General features: G+C 68.6%; 21 protein-coding genes. 1 reads left to right on the top strand and 20 read right to left on the bottom strand.

The annotated features are described in order from the left end of the window. Positions 1 to 5: 5 nt before the first annotated feature. Genes R8F63_07355 through R8F63_07325 form a run of 7 tightly spaced genes read right to left on the bottom strand, consistent with a single transcriptional unit; the run spans position 6 to position 6,038 of the window. Entirely contained in the window at positions 6 to 1,181 is a 1,176-nt protein-coding gene (locus R8F63_07355; GenBank protein MDW3218416.1) for a M20 family metallopeptidase, read from the bottom strand. Positions 1,182 to 1,224: 43 nt separating this feature from the next. Next, the gene (locus R8F63_07350) at positions 1,225 to 1,830 is read right to left on the bottom strand and encodes a hypothetical protein (GenBank protein MDW3218415.1); all 606 of its coding nucleotides are present in this window, start codon (positions 1,828 to 1,830) and stop codon (positions 1,225 to 1,227) included. Beyond that, positions 1,827 to 4,331 (bottom strand): DEAD/DEAH box helicase, encoded by a 2,505-nt coding sequence (locus R8F63_07345; protein ID MDW3218414.1) that lies wholly within the window; start codon positions 4,329 to 4,331, stop codon positions 1,827 to 1,829. Before R8F63_07345 ends, R8F63_07350 begins: the two co-directional genes overlap by 4 nt. After that, entirely contained in the window at positions 4,328 to 5,113 is a 786-nt protein-coding gene (gene tatC, locus R8F63_07340; GenBank protein MDW3218413.1) for a twin-arginine translocase subunit TatC, read from the bottom strand. Before tatC ends, R8F63_07345 begins: the two co-directional genes overlap by 4 nt. Beyond that, positions 5,106 to 5,432 (bottom strand): Sec-independent protein translocase protein TatB, encoded by a 327-nt coding sequence (gene tatB / locus R8F63_07335; protein ID MDW3218412.1) that lies wholly within the window; start codon positions 5,430 to 5,432, stop codon positions 5,106 to 5,108. Before tatB ends, tatC begins: the two co-directional genes overlap by 8 nt. Before the next feature lie 9 nt (positions 5,433 to 5,441). After that, complete coding sequence (locus R8F63_07330) at positions 5,442 to 5,696, bottom strand: hypothetical protein (GenBank protein ID MDW3218411.1); 255 nt, start codon at positions 5,694 to 5,696, stop codon at positions 5,442 to 5,444. 48 nt (positions 5,697 to 5,744) lie between these two features. Continuing rightward, positions 5,745 to 6,038: a hypothetical protein gene (locus R8F63_07325; protein ID MDW3218410.1), complete on the bottom strand. Its 294-nt coding sequence runs from the start codon at positions 6,036 to 6,038 to the stop codon at positions 5,745 to 5,747. Between the two features lie 207 nt (positions 6,039 to 6,245). Between R8F63_07325 and R8F63_07320 the strand changes: the two genes are divergently transcribed. After that, complete coding sequence (locus tag R8F63_07320) at positions 6,246 to 6,947, top strand: hypothetical protein (protein ID MDW3218409.1); 702 nt, start codon at positions 6,246 to 6,248, stop codon at positions 6,945 to 6,947. A 7-nt stretch (positions 6,948 to 6,954) separates the two neighbouring features. On the opposite strand, the gene lepB is transcribed toward R8F63_07320, so the two are convergent. The 13 genes from lepB to R8F63_07255 all read right to left on the bottom strand — a co-directional run bounded on the left by lepB (position 6,955) and on the right by R8F63_07255 (position 20,587). After that, positions 6,955 to 7,704, bottom strand: coding sequence for a signal peptidase I (lepB, locus tag R8F63_07315; protein ID MDW3218408.1), 750 nt, complete (start codon positions 7,702 to 7,704; stop codon positions 6,955 to 6,957). Between the two features lie 61 nt (positions 7,705 to 7,765). Then, on the bottom strand, positions 7,766 to 8,740 hold the full coding sequence (locus R8F63_07310; protein ID MDW3218407.1) for a WYL domain-containing protein: 975 nt from the start codon (positions 8,738 to 8,740) through the stop codon (positions 7,766 to 7,768). Further along, positions 8,737 to 9,627, bottom strand: a complete 891-nt coding sequence (locus R8F63_07305; GenBank protein MDW3218406.1) for a WYL domain-containing protein — start codon at positions 9,625 to 9,627, stop codon at positions 8,737 to 8,739. Before R8F63_07305 ends, R8F63_07310 begins: the two co-directional genes overlap by 4 nt. Further along, positions 9,627 to 10,985 (bottom strand): Pup--protein ligase, encoded by a 1,359-nt coding sequence (gene pafA, locus R8F63_07300; GenBank protein MDW3218405.1) that lies wholly within the window; start codon positions 10,983 to 10,985, stop codon positions 9,627 to 9,629. The genes R8F63_07305 and pafA overlap by 1 nt, the downstream gene beginning before the upstream one ends. A 116-nt stretch (positions 10,986 to 11,101) precedes the next feature. Continuing rightward, positions 11,102 to 11,785 (bottom strand): proteasome subunit alpha, encoded by a 684-nt coding sequence (gene prcA / locus R8F63_07295; GenBank protein ID MDW3218404.1) that lies wholly within the window; start codon positions 11,783 to 11,785, stop codon positions 11,102 to 11,104. 12 nt (positions 11,786 to 11,797) lie between these two features. After that, entirely contained in the window at positions 11,798 to 12,586 is a 789-nt protein-coding gene (prcB, locus tag R8F63_07290; GenBank protein MDW3218403.1) for a proteasome subunit beta, read from the bottom strand. Positions 12,587 to 12,590: 4 nt separating this feature from the next. Continuing rightward, positions 12,591 to 12,785, bottom strand: a complete 195-nt coding sequence (locus R8F63_07285; protein MDW3218402.1) for a ubiquitin-like protein Pup — start codon at positions 12,783 to 12,785, stop codon at positions 12,591 to 12,593. A gap of 19 nt (positions 12,786 to 12,804) precedes the next feature. After that, positions 12,805 to 14,313: a depupylase/deamidase Dop gene (dop, locus tag R8F63_07280; GenBank protein MDW3218401.1), complete on the bottom strand. Its 1,509-nt coding sequence runs from the start codon at positions 14,311 to 14,313 to the stop codon at positions 12,805 to 12,807. Positions 14,314 to 14,376: 63 nt separating this feature from the next. After that, positions 14,377 to 15,156, bottom strand: a complete 780-nt coding sequence (locus R8F63_07275; protein MDW3218400.1) for an amino acid ABC transporter ATP-binding protein — start codon at positions 15,154 to 15,156, stop codon at positions 14,377 to 14,379. Next, positions 15,153 to 16,595, bottom strand: coding sequence for an amino acid ABC transporter permease (locus R8F63_07270; GenBank protein MDW3218399.1), 1,443 nt, complete (start codon positions 16,593 to 16,595; stop codon positions 15,153 to 15,155). The genes R8F63_07275 and R8F63_07270 overlap by 4 nt, the downstream gene beginning before the upstream one ends. A 6-nt stretch (positions 16,596 to 16,601) precedes the next feature. Continuing rightward, positions 16,602 to 17,942 carry an ABC transporter permease subunit gene (locus R8F63_07265; GenBank protein ID MDW3218398.1) on the bottom strand — a complete coding sequence of 447 codons (1,341 nt, stop codon included), beginning with the start codon at positions 17,940 to 17,942 and terminating at the stop codon, positions 16,602 to 16,604. A 138-nt stretch (positions 17,943 to 18,080) separates the two neighbouring features. Continuing rightward, positions 18,081 to 19,154 carry an amino acid ABC transporter substrate-binding protein gene (locus tag R8F63_07260; protein MDW3218397.1) on the bottom strand — a complete coding sequence of 358 codons (1,074 nt, stop codon included), beginning with the start codon at positions 19,152 to 19,154 and terminating at the stop codon, positions 18,081 to 18,083. A gap of 161 nt (positions 19,155 to 19,315) precedes the next feature. Next, on the bottom strand, positions 19,316 to 20,587 hold the full coding sequence (locus R8F63_07255; GenBank protein ID MDW3218396.1) for a Glu/Leu/Phe/Val dehydrogenase: 1,272 nt from the start codon (positions 20,585 to 20,587) through the stop codon (positions 19,316 to 19,318). Between the last annotated feature and the right edge of the window lie 30 nt (positions 20,588 to 20,617).

The following is a 20,617-nucleotide window of genomic DNA, read 5'->3' as shown; positions in this document are numbered from 1 at the left end:
TGAGCCTATTGGGTCTCTTCGAACGCGCCGCGGACCGACCCGAGGGTTTCGGCGTCGGCCCAGAGGTCCACGATCGTGAGCGCCATCGACAGCGCACCGTCGATCACGGCGCGGTCGCCCTCCTCGGAGCGGGCGTGCGTGGCGAACTCCGGCGTGTGGATCGCGCATCCCGCCGGTGCGACCTTGATCATGGGGTGGATGGCGGGCACGGCGTAGCTGACATTGCCCATGTCGGTGCTGCCGGACACGACCGACATGGGGTCCGGCGCATGGACCACCCGGCCGACCTGCTCGGCGTTCGCGCAGTACAGATCGAGCAGCGGGGTGTTGTCGATCATGTCGTAGAAGGGCGGGTCGTTCCACCGGTGCGTCATCGTGCAGCCGGTGGCGGACGCGCCGGCTTCGAGACACGCGAGGACGCGTTGTTTGAGCGGCTCGAGCGACTCCATGGTGGCGCTGCGGACGTACCACTCGGCCGCCGCTCGGGCCGGCACGATGTTCGGCTTGTCGCCGGCCTCGGTGAACACCCCGTGGATCCGCTCCTCGGGCCGGATGTGTTGGCGGAGCGCGGCGACGTTGGTGTAGCCGAGTACGGCTGCGTCGAGCGCGTTGCGGCCCTTGTGGGGCGCGGCCGCGGCATGCGCGGCCTGGCCCTCGTACTCCACGTCCATCGTGTGGAACGCGATCGTGTGCATCGATCGCAGGTCGTGGTCGGCCGGATGCACCATCATCGCGGCGTCCACGTCGTCGAAGGCGCCACCGCGGATCATGAACTCCTTGCCACCGCCCCCCTCTTCGGCCGGCGTGCCGAGAATCGCCAGGCGGCCACCGAGCGCCTCCGCGACCGTGGCCGCGGCGAGGCCGGCGCCGATGCCGGCGGCCGCGATGATGTTGTGGCCGCAGGCGTGGCCGATGCCCGGCAGTGCGTCGTACTCGCAGCAGACGGCGATCGTGGGACCGGAGGTGCCGACGCGGGCATCGAAGGCGGTCGAGAGGTCGTAGGCGCCCCGCTCCACGTCCAGCCCCTCGTCCTCGAGCACGCCGCTGAGCATCTCGTGGGCGAAGTGTTCCTCGAAGTTCAGCTCGGGGTTGGCGTGGACTTCGTGGCTGATCTCCAACAGTGTCGGGGTCAGACGTTCGATCTCCGCGCGTACCTGCTGCTTGGCTTCGATCACGTCCATGGGGCCATGCTACCGACGCGGCCCGCGGGGGGCCGAGTGGGGCTCAGATCCACACCTCGACCGCGGCCGGTTCGATCCGCAGGCTCAGCTTGGTGGCGTTGCCGACCAGCTCGCCGTCCAGGCGGATCGGCGTCGGACGGCGGAACTCGAGCTGGAATGCGTCGCGGCGCCGGACCGAGATGGCGGGGTGAGGGACGTGGGTGCCCGTCGGCAGTCGGCGGCGGGCCCGGAGGCGGTCACGCAACGACAGCTCACCGTCGAGGACGTCCAGCAGCCCGTCACCGGGGTGGGCACGGGGTGCGACGTTCCACGAACCGAGGAACGCCGCATTGGCCGCGACCACGATGCGACCCCGCCACCACCCGTGGCGGGCGACCAGGTGGGCCAGGAACCAGTGGAGCTTCCCGTCGATCAGCGCGGCGCCGAGATCGACCGGCACGAGCGTCGCCTCGTCGCCGGCTCGGCGGGGCGACGCGCCGCCGAGGGTGCGGGCGAGGTCTCCGCCGGTCAGGACCACCGGTGGCAGCGGATCGTTGCGCCGCCGCGCCGCGGCGACGATCTCCGATGCCTCGTGGTCCGTTGCCGCGACCACGGCGTCATCGGGGATCACCCCGGGGCTCCCCCAGTCCTGGCCCTTCTCGATGCTCACACGGCCTCCACCGACCCGGAGATCGCCACGACGCCACGATGGATCGCCTCTGCCGCCTGGCGGGCGGCGCGGGCGGTGGCGGGCGTGGGAGCGACCTCGCCCAGCTGACGCAACAGATCGATCAGCTGCTTGACGTTGCGGACGAAATCGCCCGCCGTCATGTCCTCGTCGTCGTCGAGCAGGACGCCCAACTCCTCCCCCGCGGCCCAGGCGTGGGCGGCGGGCGCGAACCCGGCCTCGGGCGGTCGGGTCTCGGGCACACCGTGCTGTCGTTCGACACCCGCGAGGCCGCCGGCGAGGTGGACGAGGTCCCGGTAGCGCTGCTTGGCGACCTTCGCCGGGAACCAGGGTTCGGGAGGCGGCCCCGGGCGTCGATGCTCGTAGGTGAAGCAGGAGACCAACGAGGCGAGCGCCGGCGGGTCGAGATCGTCGAGCAGGCCGGCGTCGAGCGCCTCCGCGATGAGCAGATCCGACTCGTGGTAGATCCGCCCGAGCATCCGGCCGGAGGCGGAGACCTCCCAGCCGTCGAGATGCCCACGGTCGCGCAGGACCTCGCAGATCGCGTCGAACCGGCGGGCGACACTCCCCTTGTCCCGCCGGGCCTTGCGTTCGAGATGTTTCACCTCCTGCTCGAGGCGTTCGAGCGTCGCTCGCGGGTCGTTGCGGGCCTTCGATCGTTTGCGCGCCCGGGTGGTGCCTCCGCCGCGTGCCCGGCGGAGGCGGGCGGCGACGTCGTGGCGATAGTCGATGCGCTCGGGTGCCATCGGCTGCGGCAGGTCGATGCGCCCGACGGTGACGGGAGCTTCGGTGAGCTCGCTCAGGTCCCAACGGAGCTCCTGGCTGCGCTGGCTGACGAGCCGCATCCGGGCTCGTCCCCCCTTGCGCCAACTCACGCCGAGGACCGCGAGGCGCTCCCCGTCCTCGTCCAGTACGACGTCGCCGGGTCGGAGGCGGGAGACGGCGTCGGCGATCGCCTCGGCATCCGGTGGCGCCGCGACCTCGGTTTCCGCTTCGTCGGGCAGGTCGTCGACCTCGGCCCGGAGTTCGGCCAACCGGGCCCGCTCGCGGGCGAGGCGGTTCTCGAGGCGGGCGACGCCGGCGTCGGCCTGGTACTGCGCGAAGCTCCGGGCCAGCAGGGCCCGCGCGTCGTCCGGCGACTGTCGCTGGAGCAGGTTCACGGCCATGTTGTAGGTCGGTCGGAAGGCGGAGCGCAGGCGGAACGCCCGGCTTCCGGCGAGGGACGAGACCTGGTCGAACTGGGTGAACGGCGACCAGGGCACGATCGCATGGCCTCGTTCGTCGATCCCGCGCCGACCGGCCCGCCCGGTGAGCTGGGTGAACTGGGCGGGGGTCAACAGTTCGTGATGCTCGCCGGTGAACTTGGTCAGCCGGTCGATCACCACACTGCGGGCGGGGAGATTGACCCCCAACGCCAGGGTCTCGGTGGCGAACACGACCTTCACGAGCCCTTCCGCGAAACAGACCTCGACGGCCTCCTTGAACGCCGGAACCAGGCCGGCGTGATGGCTGGCGACGCCGCGCTCGAGCCGTTCGAGCCACGCGGTGGTGTCGAGCAGGGCGAGATCCCCTGCGTCCAGTCCGGCGAGTCGTTCCTCGGCGATGGCTCGGATGCGCGCGCCCTGCTCCCGGTCGGTGAAACGGGCGCCGCTGCGGACGAGGCCCGTGGCCGCCTCGTCGCAACCCTTTCGGCTGAAGATGAACCAGATGACGGGAAGGAGGTCACCGTCCTCGAGGAAGTCGAGGAGCTCCAGCCGGTTCGGCGTTCGCCACGGCGGTCGCTTGTGTTTGCGACGCTCGGCGCGCGAGCGGCGCAGATCGGGGTCGAAGCGATCGCCCTCCGGGTTCGGCCGACCGTCGACCAGGGTCGGCACGACGTGCAGCCGCTCTCCCCGCCGGTCCCCCACCGCGTAGAGGTTCGTCAGCTCCACCGGGCGCGTCGTCTCGACGATCACGGCGGTCGGCCCCCGCACCGACTCGAGCCAGCCGCCGACCTCGTCACTGTTGGACACGGTCGCGGACAGGCAGACGAGTGAGACGTGCAGCGGGAGGTGGAGGATGACCTCCTCCCACACCGGGCCGCGGAAGCTGTCCTCGAGATAGTGGACCTCGTCGAGCACCACGGTGGCGAGGTCGGCCAGGTCCCGCCCCTCGTAGAGCATGTTGCGCAGCACCTCGGTGGTCATCACGATCACGTCGGCATCGGGGTTGATCGCGTTGTCGCCGGTGAGGAGCCCGACCCGGCTCGCCCCGATCCGATCGGCCAGATCGCGGTACTTCTGGTTGGAGAGCGCCTTGATCGGTGTGGTGTAGAACGCCCGCTTGCGTTCGCCCAGCGCACGATCGATGGCGTGCTCGGCCACTACGGTCTTGCCGCTTCCCGTGGGCGCGCAGACCAGCACGGAACGCCCGTCGTCGACATGACCGATCGCTTCGACCTGGAACGGGTCGAGACGAAAGCCGCGACCGTCGGCGTCGCTCACGCGGCCGGGGCCGTCTTCTTGGCTCGGCGGATCCGCAGGCGGCCGAAGAGGATCGCGATCTCGTAGAAGAGGTACATCGGCACCGAGAGGACCGCCAGGGTGAAGGGATCACCGCTCGGCGTGATGATCGCCACGAGCGCGACGATGCCGACGATCGCGTACTGGCGCCCGGAGCGCAGCGTCTTGTTGTCCACCAGGCCGAGGATCTGGAGGAAGATGAGCGCGATCGGGAACTCGAAGCCGATGCCGAACGCGATCATCATCTTGATGATGAACCCGAAGTACTCGCTCGGGGCGAACAACTCCTCGAAGTTGTCGCCGCCCTGATCGATGAGCCACGCCAGCGCCTTCGGCACACTCCAGTAGGCCAGGCCGGCGCCGAGCCCGAACAGGGTGACCGCCGACGCGATGAAGGGGTAGGCGTACTTCTTCTCGTGGCTGTACAGGCCCGGGGCGACGAAGCGCCACGCCTGCCAGAGGATCACCGGCATGGCGAGGATGAGACCCGTGTAGCCGGCCACGGCGAGCTTGATGTTGAAGAACTCGAGCGGGTTCCGGGCGTAGAGCTGGCACTGCTCCTCGACGGGAACGATGGACTCGCGGTCCTCGACGGCCTGGCAGTAGGGCTCGACCAGCACGTCGATGATGTTCTGGTAGAAGATCCAGCCGATGACGGCACCGGCGGCGACCGCGAGGAAGCTGATGATGAGTCGCCGTCGGAGCTCTGTGAGGTGCTCGAGCAGGCTCATCCGAGCGTCGTTGCGGGTCTCCGTGTCACTCATCGTCGGCGGGTGAGTCGGTCTCGTCGGACGGCGTGGTGGCGTCGGTGCCGGTGGCGGCGCCCAGGTCGGGGTTCACGAACGGGTCGGCGACGGCCTTCTTGGTGCTCTCGATCGCGCCGCGGGCGCGGGCGTCGGCCTCGATGATCGGCTCCTGGATCGCCTCGCGGAACTCACGCTGGAACCCGGCGGAGATGCGGCGGATCTCGGTGACCCACTTGCCGGCATGGCGCGCCGCATCGGGCAGCTTGCTGGGTCCGAGCACGATGAGCGCGACCACCATCACGAAGAGAACTTCCATTCCTCCGATGTTCGAGAACATGGCGTGATCCTACCGAGCGGTCGAGGAGCGACGGCTGCGCCGCGCGTGGGCGCGGCTGCGGGCACCATGGTCGATGCGGTGCGCCTCCTCGACGACCGTGCGCGTCGCCCGCTGGAGGTCATCGGTGGCCACCGCGGCCGCCCGGCTGCGCCGTAGTGACGAGCGCAGGGCGCGCAGCTCGATGTCCAGCCGGGCCATGGACCAGGCCAGCACCACGAGACAGAGAACCGTCGCCGCCGCGGGGGCGAGCAATGCGAGAGGCACAGGACGAACCTACCGACCGCTTCGGGAGCGTTCGGTGATGGCGGGGTCCTACCCGTCGAGGAGGTGGGAGAGCGCCTCGTTCCACGACGACGTGTCGTGGAGCTTGTCGTGGAACTCCAGCAGATCGTCGTGGGTGATGGGCTTGCCGTTCTTCGTCTCGTCGAGCTCGGCGGGGAGGGACCAGGTGTCCATCGCGACGCCGGATGCGACGAGCAGATCGATCGTGCGGGGCTCGGCGGCCTTCACGACGGTCATGGTGCACGTCGGGCACCGGAAGCTGTACTCACCGCGGTTGTCGTTGATGCAGACCCTGACGCGAACGTCAGCCGTGGTCAGTTCCACGTCGCCGCATTCTTCACAACTCGCTCGAATCGTTGCCATGGTCGCGCTGTCAGTCCCGTTCGTGATGCCCCTGTGCCGAATTCCATCGGCATGCCGCGTGACCCGGTAAAGGGCCCCCGGGCCCGGTTTCGGTGGTCCGTTCGGATCAGTTCGCCACCGGCTCCGGCCACCTGTGCCCGCGCGCGATCGAGGTGCGACGATGGGACGGTGCCGACCCGCCTGCCATCGCTGCTCGACGACGCGATCCTGTTCGCGCACCGCGGGGCCCGGACCACCGGCGTGGAGCAGGCCCGGGAGGCCTTCGAGCGAGCGCTCCAGCTCGGCGCCACGGGACTCCAGGCCGATGCCTGGCTCACCGCCGACGGGGAGGTCGTGTTGGACCGTACGGGCCTCGTGCGCCGGCTGCCCCGGCGGCGGGCGGCGGACGTGAACCGATCCGACGTCGCGGGATGGCTCACCCTCGACGAACTGCTCGCACTCCCGACGGACTCGCCCATCCGGCTGCGCGTGGCGGACACGGACGCAGCACGGGTGATTCTCGAACGCGCCCGGCGCGCCGACGCAGCCGAGCGACTGTGGCTGGCGCATCCCGAGCTCGAGACGCTCGCCGAATGGCGGGACCTCTCACCGGTGATCCATCTCGTCAACGCAACGAGTGTGAAGTCGCTTCCCTTCGGCCCCGAGCGACGCGCGGCCGAGCTCGCGGCCGGCCGCGTGGACGCGGTCGCGCTGCCGGAGGCGGAGTGGACCGGCGGCCACGTGACGCTCTTCCACCGTTTCGAGGTGCTGGCGTTCGCGGATGGCGCGCACTACGAGCGTCAGATCGCCCGCGTGATCGACATGGGCATCGATGCGGTCTCCGGCGACCATGTCGAACGGCTCGTGGCGGTCGCCGCCACCTTCGCCTGAGAACCGGCTACAGGAAGCCGATGTCGCCGAGTGGCCAGACCTTGAGGAAGGCGCGGCCGACGATCGTGTCCTCGTCGATGGGGCCGAAGCTGCGACTGTCGAGGCTCGCGTCGCGATTGTCGCCCATGACGAAAACGTGTCCCTCGGGAACCAGACAGCTGTCGGCCACGGCCGGCGCGTTGTCGCACCCCGGGATCAGCCGATCGTTGGTGGTGAGGTGTTCGCCCACATAGTCCTCGCTGAGCGCGCGGCCGTCGATGAAGACCGCCCCGTCGCTGAACGTGACCACCTCGCCGGGGAGCCCGATGGCCCGTTTGATGAAGTCGTCGGTGTCGCTCGGCACGTCCTCGGGGCGCTCGAACACGATGATGTCGCCCCGCTCGACGTCGCCGAGGCGGTAGCTCAACTTGTTGACGAGCACACGGTCGTCGTTGCGCAGCGTCGGATCCATCGAGGGGGACGGGATGTAGAACGCCTGGAGCAGGAACGCCTTGATCAACAGCGCCACGGCGAGGGCGCCGATGGCCACGACGACCCACTCGGTGAGCGTGCGGATCTGGCCGTTGAGCTTCCCGGACGACTCCGGCTCCGGCTCGGCGGTCTCGTCGAGCCAGAACGCATCGTCGGATCCGCCGCCGTCTCCGTCGCCGGCGGCTGTCGGCCCCGACGGGGTGGGGGCGCCGCCCCGGGGCCGCGGGCCGACGGATGTGAAGAGAGGTTCGTCGGAACCCGAACCCGGGGAGCCACTGTCGGTCACGAGTGACGAGGGTACCCGCCTGTGCGACCGACGCCGGTCACCCTTCCCGGTGCGGCCGATGTCAGCTCCGGTAGCGCGCCAGGACCCGAGCGGCCGCCTGCGGGACGAGGTCCTCGGGGATCGTCCCGGTGGCCTCGACGATCCGGGCTCCCGGGCCGAGGCGCAGGAGCAGACGTTCGAGCCAGGGGGTCGCCGTGACCGCCATGACCACGTCGATCGAGCCGTCCGGTCTCGTCTCCACTGCCTCCGTTGGGTACTGCTCGACGACCCAGCCGGCATCGGCCGGGAGGTGCAGCTGCACCCGGGGGTCGTCGCCGTCCGGCGTGAACGATCCCCCGCCGCCCTCGAGTTCGTGCGCGACCGGGGTGTCGAGCCGACGGACGTCTCGCACACGGTCGACCCTGAAGACGCGCTCGTCGGCGGCGCGGTGGCAGTAGCCGTGGAGATACCAGTTGCCGTGGTCGCTGAAGACCCGGGCGGGGTCCACGACACGGGTCGTGAGTTCGTCGCGTCCGTAGGTGTAGTAGTCGAGCTCCACCTGCGTGCCGGCGGCCACGGCCTGGCGCAGCGTGTCGAGGGTCGCCTCCGGGGCGTCGCCGAGGCGCACGTCCACCGCCCGTTCGGCGGACTCGCCGAGCGCCATGCCGAGCTTGGTGAGCGCCCGCAACAGCGGGCTGGCCCGTTCGGGGTCACCGCCGTCGTCGTTGGCGTCCGTGTCGAGCGACAGGACACTGCGGCCGGCGGTGAGGAGACGGGCGCCCTCCTCCGGGGTCAGCCGCAAGGGCTGGGAGAACCAGTCCGCGTAACGGATCTGGACCCGGTCATCGGTGATGTCGACCTCGATGAGCGAGTCCGGGGTGAACGGGTGGACGCCGACGAAGAGCACGACCTCGGTGAGATCCGCGACGAGCCGGTCACGCGGGTAGTCGAAGCGTGTGGCGATGTCGTCGAGGAGGGCGCCGTCCTGCTCGACGACCCAGGGAATCACCGCGAGCAACCGCGTCATGCGGTCCCGCGCGGTCAGCTTCGCGCTCATGCGAACGACTCCAGCCAGTCGATCATGCCCCGGCGCAGCTCCGGCGGCTCGAGCACCTCCGCGCGGTCGAGGAAGCTCAGGACGAACGAGCGGAACGCCTCGGGATTGCGCACGTCCATCTCCGCGATGACGCTCCCGTCGGCCTGCTCCTCGACGGTGCCGAGGAGGTGGCGGGCGTGGGCGGCCTGCACGGCGTCGATCTGCACCCGCGCCCGGATGGCGTCGCCGTCGCCGAGCTCCCAGCCCCGCAGGTCCCGGGGATCGTCGACGCTGCCGACCTCGTGGGTAGCGTCGTCGCCGGGTTCGACCTCACCGTCGATGCGGTCGACACGGTAGAGCCGCTCGTCCTCACGGATCCGATCCCACCCGGCGAGGTACCAGTGGCCCCGACTGAACGACAGCTGCCAGGGCTCGACGGTGCGGACGGTGTCGTTGTACGTGAACGTCACGGCCTTGCGATCGGCCGCGGCGGCGATGAGGACGGCCAGGGAGTCGTCGAACGGGACGTACCCCACCTGATCCGCGTCCGATTCGCCACCCGCCCCCAGCTTGATCAGTCCCGACTCGGTGCCGTCGAGGCGCACGAGGTTGGTGGCGAGGTGCAGCGCCGCGAGCTCGTCGGGCTCGAGCCGGATCTCCGCGCCGGAATAGTCCGCCCGCCGCATCCGGTAGCCGTCGATCGGCGGATCCGAGCCCGGGACCGGCTCGACGGCGATCGGCAGCCCCATCGCCCGGAGATCGTCCTTGTCCCGCTCGAAGGCCCGCCGAAACGTCGCCTTCCCGTCCGGGTAGCCACCGATGCGGTCGCGCAGCTCGTCGGCGGTGAGCGGACGGTCGGCGTCGAGGAGCGCGGCCGCCAGGTTCAACAGGCGTTCGAGCTTGTCCATCAGAGGCTGGCGATGAGCTTCTCGACCCGTTCGTCGTGCGCCTTGAACGGGTCCTTGCACAGGACGGTGCGCTGCGCCTGGTCGTTGAGCTTCAGGTGTACCCAGTCGACCGTGTAGTCGCGCTTCTGCTCCTTGGCGCGCCGGATGAACTCGCCGCGAAGGCGCGCCCGGGTGGTCTCCGGTGGGTGCTCGACGGCGTGGGAGATCTCTTCGTCGGTCACCATGCGCTCGACCATGCCGCGCTTCTGCATCCGGTAGAACAGCCCGCGGTCACGGTTGACGTCGTGGTACTGGAGGTCGACCAGGGCGACCTTCGCATCGTTGAGCTCGATGCCGTGGCGCTCGCGATAGCTCTCGATGAGCTTGTACTTGATGACCCAGTCGATCTCGCGGTCGAGCTTCATCGGGTCGTTGGCGAGGTTCGTGAGGCAGTACTCCCACATCTCCAGCGCGAGCTGCTCCTGTTCGGAGAGCTCGTGGTGCTCCGCGAACCGCAGTGCCCGGGTGAGGTACTCGCTCTGGATGTCGAGGGCGGACACCTCGCGTCCGTTGGCGAGCCGGACCCGGCGGGTGCAGGTCATGTCGTGGCTGATCTCGCGGATCGCCCGGATCGGGTTCTCGAGGGTCATGTCGCGCAGGACGACCTGCGGCTCCTCGAGCATCCGCAGCATCAGTGCGCAGGCCCCGACCTTGAGGAAGTTGGTGTACTCGCTCATGTTGGAGTCGCCCACGATGACGTGGAGGCGGCGGTAGCGCTCGGCGTCGGCATGGGGTTCGTCACGCGTGTTGATGATCGGGCGCGACCGCGTGGTGGCGGAGGAGACGCCCTCCCAGATGTGCTCGGCCCGCTGCGACACGCAGTACATCGCGCCCCGCGCCGTCTGGAGCACCTTCCCGGCACCGGCGTAGATCTGGCGGCTCACGAGGAACGGGATGAGCACCTCGCTGTAGGAGCTGAAGTCGTCGCGGCGGCTGGTGCAGTAGTTCTCATGGCAGCCGTAGCTGTTGCCGGCCGAGTCCGTGTTGTTCTTGAACAGGTAGATGTCGCCGTGGATGCCCTCGTCGCCGAGGCGCTCCTCCGCCGAGGTCAGCAACTGCTCGAGGATCCGCTCCCCCGCCTTGTCGTGCACGACGAGGTCGTGGACCGAATCACACTCCGGCGTGGCGTATTCGGGATGGCTGCCGACGTCGAGGTACAGACGGGCGCCGTTGCCCAGGAAGACGTTGCTGCTGCGCCCCCAGGACACGACCCGGCGGAACAGATAGCGGGCCACCTCGTCGGGGCTGAGGCGCCGCTGGCCGCGCAACGTGCAGGTGACCCCGTACTCGTTCTCGATCCCGAAGATCCGACGCTGCACGCCGACAACCTAACGGCACTCCCCCACCGAGGGATCTATGGTCACGAAATGGTCGCAAAACCGGGCCGAATTGCGACCCTTTCGTGACCAGAGATTGCGGGTAGCGGGCGGGCGGGTCAGGGGGTGAGGGCGGCGGCGAGTTCGTCGTCGCCGAGGCGGCGGAACGCCCGACGGCCGATGCCGCGCTGGAGGACGGCAACTTCGAGGTCAGCCGCGGTGAGGGTGCGGTCCTCGCCGGCGAGGGCGGACACGGCCTGGCGGATCCCGTCGGCCAGCGCGGGTGGGGTGTCGAACGCGCCGAGGCGTCCGGAGATCGTGTCGGTCTCGCCGCCGAGCACGACCGACATGTCCTCGTCCATCACGGTGCCGTCGTAGAGGATGTGGAACAGCTGGTCGCCGGCGCCGCTCTCGTCCTCGCCGATCTCCGCGACGAGGATCTCGACCTCCATCGGCTTCATCTCGTGGGTGAAGACCTGGCCGAGGCTCTGGGCGTACTGGTTGGCGAGGCTGCGGGCGTCCACGTCCTCACGGCTGAACGAGTAGCCCTTCAGGTCCGCGTGACGCACGCCGGCGATGCGGAGTTGGTCGAACTCGTTGTACTTGCCGACGCCGGCGAAGGCGATGCGGTCGTAGATCTCGCTGACCTTGCGCAGAGTGGACGACGTGTTCTCCGCACAGATCGCGATCCCCTCGTCGAAGCGGAAGGCGATCAGGCTGCGGCCCCGGGCGATGCCCTTGCGCGCGTAGTCGGCCCGGTCCTTCATCACCTGCTCGGGTGCGACGTAGAACGGCATGTTCATGCGTCGATCTCCTTACTGGGCCCGGCGCCGCTCGAGCAGCGCCTGGGTGCGGTCGGCGAGTTCGTCGTCGTCGAGTCGGGTGTAGCCGTCGGCCGTGATGACGGCGACGACCGGATAGATCCCGCGGATCGGGTCGGGACCGCCGGTGGCGGAGTCCTCGTCGGCCGCCTCGAACAGGGCGTCGAGCGCCAGGTCGGTGACGCTGCCCGCATCCATGCCGTCGCGGTAGCCGAGCTTGACGACGGTGCCGGCGTGGAGGCTGCCGGAGCCGGTCGATGCGTGCTGGGTCTCCTCGTAGCGGCCGCCGGTGACGTCGTACTCGAACAATCGTCCGTCGCCCCGTCCGAGGTCGAAACCGGCGAAGATCGGCACGACGGCCATGCCCTGCATCGCGGCGGGGAGATTGCTGCGGATCATCTGGCTGAGCTGGTTCGCCTTGCCCTCGAGACTGAGCGGGCCGCCCTCGACCTTCTCGTAGTGCTCGAGTTGGAGTTGGAACAGGCGGACCATCTCGATCGCCGGGCCGGCGGCACCCGCGATCGCGACACCACTGTGGCGATCGGCCGGGAACACCTTCTCCAGGGTGCGGTGGCTGATCAGGTTGCCCGAGGTGGCGCGCCGGTCGCCGGCGAGCAGGACGCCGTCGGCGTAGCGCACCGCGACGCAGGTGGTCCCGTGGCGGTAGTCGCCGACGGGAACCGACCCGTTGACGGTGACGGCTTCCTCGAAGCCGCTGCGTCGCAGCAGCTCCGCGAAGCTTGGCCCGGGATCGTCATGGGGCCGGAAGAGCGGAAGGTTCACGGAGTTACTGGCCGCCCTTCTGGATGTAGCTCTTCACGAAGTCCTCGGCGTTGGTCTCGAGGACCTCGTCGATCTCGTCGAGGAGGTCGTCGAGTTCGGCTTTGAGTTCGTCGCCCCGCTCGGACGCGGCGGGCGCCTCTGCGGTGTCGCTCTCCCGCTCTTCGGGGGCGGGCTTTCGGATCTGTTCACGCTCGGCCATGGCGTCTCTCCGTTGTCGCTCAGGTACCCAGTCGGCGGAGGAGCTCCGCCGCTGAGTCGCACTCGTCCATCAAGGTACCCACGTGGGCCTTCGTACCGCGCAATGGTTCCATCATCGGGACACGCCGGAGCGCATCGGTGCCGATGTCGAAGACCAGCGAATCCCAGTTCGCCGCCACCACCGCGTCGGGGAACTTCTGCAGGCAACGTCCCCGGAAGTAGGCCCGGGTGTCGTCCGGCGGCTCGGTGGCCGCCCGGCGGGCGTCCTCGTCGCTCACGATGGTCTGCAGCCCGACTTTCGCCGACAGCGAGCGTTCGGGCCGCATGTCGCTGTACTGGATGTCGAGGGCCCGGAGGCGGGCGTCGCTCCACGAGAGGTCATGACGTTCGCGGTAGCCGTCGATCAGGCGGTACTTCGCCACCCAGTCGAGCTGGTCGGCCAGCTGCATCGGGTCGTCCTCCAGCGCGGTGAGCACGTGTTCCCAACGTTGGAGCACGTCGAGCGCCACGTCGCCGCCGACGTTCTCCGTGCCGTTCGCCTCCACGAACTTCTTCGAGTGGTCCAACAGCTCCCACTGCACCTCGAGGGCGGTGATCGTCGTTCCGTCGTCGAGCTCGAGCGGGGCCCGCAGTGTCATGTCGTGGGACACCTGACGCAGCGTCGGGACGGGCTTGGCGAAGGTGAACTCGCGGGTGAGGGCATCGTCCTCGCACAGGGCGAGCACCAGCGCTGTCGTGCCGACCTTCAGGTAGGTCGAGATCTGCGACGGGTTGGCGTCGCCGACGATCACGTGGAGCCGGCGGTACTTGCGGGCATCGGCGTGGGGTTCGTCACGCGTGTTGATGATCGGGCGCTTGAGTGTCGTCTCGAGGCCCACTTCCTCTTCGAAGAAGTCGGCTCGCTGGGTGAGCTGGAAGTCGACGTCGTCCACCCGCATGCCCGGGGCCTCGGCGCCCACCTTGCCCGCGCCGGTGAAGATCTGCCGGGTGATGAAGTGGGCGGTGCCGTAGTTGACGATGCGGCCGAACGGCGTCGACCGGTCGACCAGATAGTTCTCGTGGCAGCCGTAGCTGTTGCCCTTGCCGTCGCTGTTGTTCTTGTAGAGGACGATCTCCTCGCCCTGCGGGAGCAGGTCGACCGCGGCGACCATCGACTCCGCCGCGATCAGCTCGGCCGCGCGGTCGTAGAGAACGACCGACAGCGCGTCCGCGCACTCCGGGGTGGAGAGCTCCGGGTGGGCGTGGTCGACGTAGTAGCGGGCGCCGTTCGTGAGCACGGCGTTGACGAGATGGGTCTCGACGTCGGGCGGCATCGCCCCGATCGGTGCGAAGCCGCGCACGTCGGCGCTCGGCGACTCGTCGATGAAGTCCCAGTGCACGGTGTCGGCGTTGGGATCGGCGCGGTAGCCGGCCGCGAAGAGATAGGCGTTGATCAGCACGGACGAGGCCGCGATCGGGTTCGGTTCCTCCGTGCCCTTGTGGACGATCGCGTACTCGGTCTCGATGCCGAGCGTCTTGGGGATGGCCATCAGCGCGACCCTAGCCAGTCCCGGTCACGGAGAAGGGACGGGACTCTGACCCCGTGTCTCAACTCAGAGGATCTGGCTCAGGAAGAGCTTGGTCCGCTCCTCCTGGGGATTCGTGAAGAAGTGCTCGGGGGTGCCGACCTCCACGATCTCGCCGTCGGCCATGAACACGACGCGGTCGGCGACCTCGCGGGCGAAGCCCATCTCGTGGGTGACGCAGATCATCGTCATGCCCTCGTCGGCGAGGTCCTTCATCGTGTCGAGGACCTCCTTGATCATCTCGGGGTCGAGGGCCGACGTCGGCTCGTCGAAGAGGATCACCTTCGGCTTCATGGCGAGCGAACGGGCGATGGCCACCCGCTGCTGCTGGCCGCCGGACAGCTGGCCCGGGTACTTGCGGGCCTGCTCGGGGATCTTCACCCGCTCGAGGAGTTCCATCGCGTCGGCTTCGGCCTCGGACTTCGGGATGTTGCGCACGTTGCGGGGCGCCAGCGTGATGTTGTCCAGCACGGTCAGGTGGGGAAAGAGGTTGAAGCTCTGGAAGACCATGCCGGTCTCGCGGCGGATCTCCTGGATGTTGCGGATGTCGTCCGTCAGCTCCACACCGTCCACGACGATGCGTCCCCGATTGTGCTCTTCCAGGCGGTTGATGCACCGGATCAGCGTGGACTTGCCCGAACCCGAGGGTCCGATCACGACGACGACCTCCTGGAGACCGACGCGCATGTTGATGTTGGTCAGCGCCTGGAAGTCGCCGAAGAACTTGTCGACGCCCTCCAGCTCGATGATCGTCTCGCGGTCGCCCGCGATCGCGGTGGCATCGGTGTTGATGGTTGTGTCACTCATCGGGTGCCAACTCCCAGCTTGGTCTCGAGGCGACGAGACTCTTTCGACATCGTGTACGCGAAGGCCCAGAAGGCCAAGGCCACGAACGGATACGTTACGACGGCCAGGCCCTTGCCGATGAACTCGGTCTGGGCGTTGGCGATCGCAGAGACATTGAGGATCTCGATGACACCGATGATGCTCAACAGCGAGGTGTCCTTGAACAGCGAGATGAACTGCCCGACCATCGCCGGGATCACGTTGCGCAGGGCCTGGGGCAGCACCACGAGGCGCTGGACGGCGCCGGGCGAGAGACCGGACGCCTGGGCCGCCTCGATCTGGCCCTTGGGGACCGACTGAAGGCCGCCGCGGACGATCTCGGCGATGTAGGCCGCCGAGAACCCCATGATGACGATCATCGCCAGGGTCAGCTCGCTCGGCAGTTCGCTGCCCAGCGGGAAGAAGAGGCCGAGCATCAGGTTGGAGAAGAGCAGCAGCGAGATCAGCGGGACGCCCCGCACGAACTCGATGAACAGCACCGACGCCGCCTTGATGATCGGCAGTTCGGACCGGCGACCCAGGGCCAGCAGGATGCCGAACGGGAGACCCAGACCGAGGCCCACGACGGTGACGAAGATGTTGAGGTGCAGGCCACCCCAGTCGTCCCAGCCGTAGCCCTCGATCCCGAGGGCGTGGACGATGAAGAAGGCGATGCCGCCCACGACCAGCGCGGCGCCGGCCCGGATCGCGGTGCCGCGATGGTCGGACGGCACGTCGCGGCGCCCGATCTCGAAGACGGTCCAGGCCGCGAACAGGATGCCGATGGCCCAGCGGCCGAGGCCCCCGGTACCGGCGATCGCGAGGAACGACGTGATGCCGAGCCCCGTGCCGATGAACGGGGCGCGGTCCCGCACGGCGCGTGGGAGGCGCCAGCCGAGTTCACGGGTGACCACCAGGGTGACGAACACCGCGGCGAGTCCCAGGTACGGGGGAAGGGTGCGGGCGAACGACACGAAGAACACCAGGATCGCCACGATCGCCCAGAAGCGTCGGAGCAGACCCAGCCAGGTCGGCCGCTCCGCCGGCAGTTCCTTCTCGAGCGCGTCCTCGTAGGCGTTGTGCGCCGTCGCCCCGGACGTGAAGCCGAGCGTGGCCGCCATGAGCAGGAACGACACCCAGAGTCGAGTCAGCTCGTCACGTGGGTACTGGCCGATCATGAACAGCCGCAGTGACTTGCGGATGATGGCGAAGTCGGTGTTGGCGATCCACTGCACCACCCCGACGAGGAGCGCGACGATGAGCGCGCCCATCACGACGGTGATCGCCGAGTTGTACCAGTTGTTGAAGAGGTTCTTCTTCATCCACTGGCCGGGCGGCAGCTTCGTCGAAGGTGCGCCCTTGTCCACGCCGGCCGTGATCATCGCGGAAACGGCGTCGGCAGAGTGATCGATGCGGTTCATCTCAGATCACCTCCCCACCAGCTGGAGTCGACGGTTGATGAGGTTGCCGATCACCGAGAGGATCAGCGAGAGCACCAGATAGCTGAGCATCAGGATGAGGATGAGCTGCGGTGCGGGTTGGCTCTGCCCGAAGAGGTTGTTGATCACCGCGGTGACCTCGGCGAACCCGATGGCGATCGCCAGCGAGCTGTTCTTCGTGAAGTTCAGGAACTGGTTGATCAGCGGCGGGAACGCGATCCGCAGCGCCTGGGGCAGGATCACGAAGCGGTAGCGCTGGATCCCCGACAACGCCAGCGCGTTGGCGGCCTCGTCCTGCCCCTTGTGGACCGCGAGGATGCTGCCGCGGACGATCTCGGAGATGTGGGTCGCGGTGTAGACCACGAGGCCCGTGAAGATCGCCGCGAAGGGCATCTGCATGCGGAGGCCGTCCGTGTAGATGCGGCCCGACTCGTCCACGAACGGCTTCGACACCTCGAACGGGCCCCCGAAGGCGACGAAGAGAACGGCGCCGATCCCCACGAACGTCCCGATCGACCAGAGCGTGCGTCGATGGGGTGTGCCGGTCTCGTTGAAGACGTAGGTGCGCCAGATCCACACGCCGATCGCGATCAGCAGGGCCACCAGCATCAGGCCCCGGTAGGCCTCCCAGTTGTCCAGCCCCTTGATTGAGGGGAACGAGAACCGCGAATTGTTGAAGATGAACCACCCGCCCAGTGGTTTGCGGCTGCCCTCGTTCGCCGGGGGCAGGGCGTTGAGGTAGACGGACCACGCGATCAGGATGACGACGAGCACCGGGATGTTGCGGAAGGCCTCGACGTAGAGCGTGGCGATCTTCTGCAGCAGCCAGTTGCTCGACAGGCGGGCGATGCCGACGAGGGTGCCCACCACGAGGGCGAGCGGAATGCCCAGGATGATGATCCGGATCGTGTTCTCGAAGCCGGCCCGGATGGCCTCGTTGACCTGGTCGTTCGCCGAGAGCGGGTTGTCGGCGATCGTGATGCCGCCCGGCTGGTCGAGGAAGTCGAAGCTGAGGTTCAGCCCGATGTCGTCCGTGCGGTCCTTGAAGTTCTGCCACAGGTAGGCGAGGAACGTGTGGAGCGCGGCGACGGCGAAGATCTGCGCGCCGAGCGCGATGACCTTGACGTCGCGATAGGCCGGTGGCCGGTCGGACCGGTCCCGTCCGGTCAGGTCGAGGGCGGCGCGTAGGACGAAGAACACGACCGCGGCGACCAGCAGCGCGAGCGCCATGGTGACCACGTTGAACGTGCCCATGAGGATGATCACGGTCATGACGACCGCGGCGAGGCCCAGCGTCTGGCCCCATGTGTTGACGGTGCGTCGATTCACGCCGTTCCCCCGGCGTGATCACTGCGTCGGCTCACGAGCCGATCTCCCCCTGGTGTTCGAATACGGAGACGGCGGGCGGTGCGGGCCGGGGAATCCCCGGCCCGCACCGGTCACGCCATCAGATTGCTTCGACCGTGCCTAGCGGAACGGCGGGACGTACTGGAGACCACCGTTGGTCCACAGATCGTTCGGGCTGCCGTCGAGGGTCAGGCCGATCGGTCCGAGGTTGCGGTTGAAGATCTCCTCGTAGTTGCCCACCTGCTCGATGATGTTCCAGGCGAAGTCCGTCGGGAGGCCGAGACCGACCTCGGCGACTGCCTCGTTGCCGTCGTCATCCTCGATGGGCAGACCGAGGAAGCGGCGGATGCCGGAGTCCTCGCTGTCGGTGAAGGTGTCCAGGTTGTCCGACGTGATGCCGAACTCCCAGGCCTGCACGGTGGCCATCGTCGCCCAGTTCACGACCTGTGCCCACTCGGTGTCGCCGTCGGCGACGACCGGGCCCAGCGGCTCCTTCGAGATGATCTCGGGGAGGATGACCGTGTCGATGTCCATGTTGGCGGCGAACGACGCGAGCTGGCTGGCGTCCGAGGTCCAGACCTCGCACTGGCCGGCCTGGAAGGCCGGGTTCAGCTCGTCGTTCGACTCGAACTCGACGGCGGTGAACGGGATACCGAGGTCGCCCATCACGGCGTTGAGGTTGAGCAGGGTCGTCGTGCCCTGGAGCACGCAGATCGACGCATCGGCGACGTCGTCGAGGGTGGCGATGCCACCGTCGGCGCGGGCCATGAAGCCCTGACCGTCGTAGAAGGTCGTGTGCAGGAAGGTGGCCTGCTCGTTGCCGTCACGGCTGGCGGTCCAGGTGGTGTTGCGGATCAGGACGTCGATCTCGCCGGACTGCAGTGTCGGGAACCGCTGGGCGGCGACGAGCGGGGTGACGTTGATGGCGTCGGCGTCGCCGAGGACGGCCGCCGCGACCACGCGGCAGAAGTCGATGTCGAATCCGCTGAAGGCGCCACTGTCGGCGTCGACGATGCCGAAGCCGGGCAGGGTGTCGTTGCCGCCGCATTCGAGCGTGCCGGCATCGACGACCTTCGCGAGGACACCGCCGTCCTGGGTGAGTTCGACGGTGTCGCCGTCATCGCCGCATGCGGTGGCGATGAGTGTGAGGCCGAGAAGTACGGCGGTGAGCCGCAGCAGCCAGTGCTTGCGCATTTGATTCCCTCCATTGGGTCCCTGATTGGGTCGCGACGACACTACACACCGCCGCCGTGCTTGTCAGTGGTCCCGACCGATCCGTCAGCAGGAGGCAAGGACCTGGAAACGTGGGCCGGCGGAGGACGGCCGCGCACTGAACGGTGTTCGTCCCGGTCAGGTCAGGGAAAGATGCCCCGCAGGCCATAGACGGTCTGCAGGAGCGTTGCCGCTTCGATGTAGGCGGCCTGGCGGCGCGAACACCCCCGCTGGGCGCGGGTGAGTGCGACGCGGTCGGCCGCGTTCCACATCGCGTCGCGCAGGCGGGCGTCCACATCGGCGGCCGTCCACTTGTCGCTCGTCTTGTTCTGCACCCACTCGTAGTACGACACGACGACACCGCCGGCGTTGGCGAGGATGTCCGGGACGACGTTGACGCCTCCGTGTTCGAGCACCGCCGCGGCCTCGGCGGTGACGGGGCCGTTGGCCGCCTCGAGCACGGTGCGGGCCCGGACACGGTCGACGTTGCCGGCGGTGATCTGGGCTTCGAGGGCGGCCGGCACGAGCACATCGACGTCGAGGGCGAAGAACTCCTCGTTGGTGAGCATGTCCGCGCTCGGGAAACCGGCCACGCCCTGATGGTCGATCTCGTGACGTTTCAGCTTCTCGACGTCCAGCCCGGTCGGGTCGTAGACGGCGCCGCTGCGATCGGCGACCGCCACGACGCACACCCCGAGTTCGTCGAGGGCGAACGCCGCGTGGGAACCGACGTTGCCGTAGCCCTGGATCGCCGCGGTCTCCCCCGCCAGGGTCTTGTCGAGCTCGCCGTAGAGGTGGCGCAGGGCGTAGCACGCGCCCCGGCCGGTGGCGGAGTCGCGCCCCAGACTCCCGCCGAGCTCCACGGGCTTGCCGGTGACCACCCGACGGGCGTTCTGGCGTTCGCCCGGTCCGCGACTGTTGAGATAGGTGTCCATCATCCAACCCATGGTCCGGGCATCCGTGCCCATGTCCGGGGCGGGGATGTCGAACTCGGGGCCGATGTTCTCGCCGAGGGCGTGGGTGAACCGGCGCACGACCCGCTCCATCTCGGCATCGGTGAAGTCCCGGGGATCGACCGCCACGCCGCCCTTCGCGCCGCCGAACGGGATCTGGAGCAGGGCGCACTTGAAGGTCATCCAGGTGGCGAGGGCGCGCACCTCGTCCAGATCCACGCCGGGGTGGAAGCGCACGCCGCCCTTGTAGGGCCCGAGCACGTTGTTGTGCTGGATGCGGTAGCCCTGGATCATGTCGTAGTCGCCACTGTCGCGCTGGACGGGGAAGTTGATGATGAGCTCGTTCATCGGGCGCGACAGGATCTGACGCACCTTCGGGTCCATGTCGATCGCCGCGGCGGCCTGTTCGACATTGGCCGCGGCCTCCTCGTAGAGGCGTGCGGTCGAGGTGGCGTCACTCATGCTGAGTCCGATCGGCCGCGGTCGCCGGAC

This window comes from Acidimicrobiales bacterium (assembly GCA_033344915.1).
Taxonomy (GTDB): domain Bacteria; phylum Actinomycetota; class Acidimicrobiia; order Acidimicrobiales; family Aldehydirespiratoraceae; genus JAJRXC01.
The sequence above is the reverse complement of the archived record's forward strand: the minus strand, read 5'-3'. Positions and strand labels throughout refer to the sequence as shown.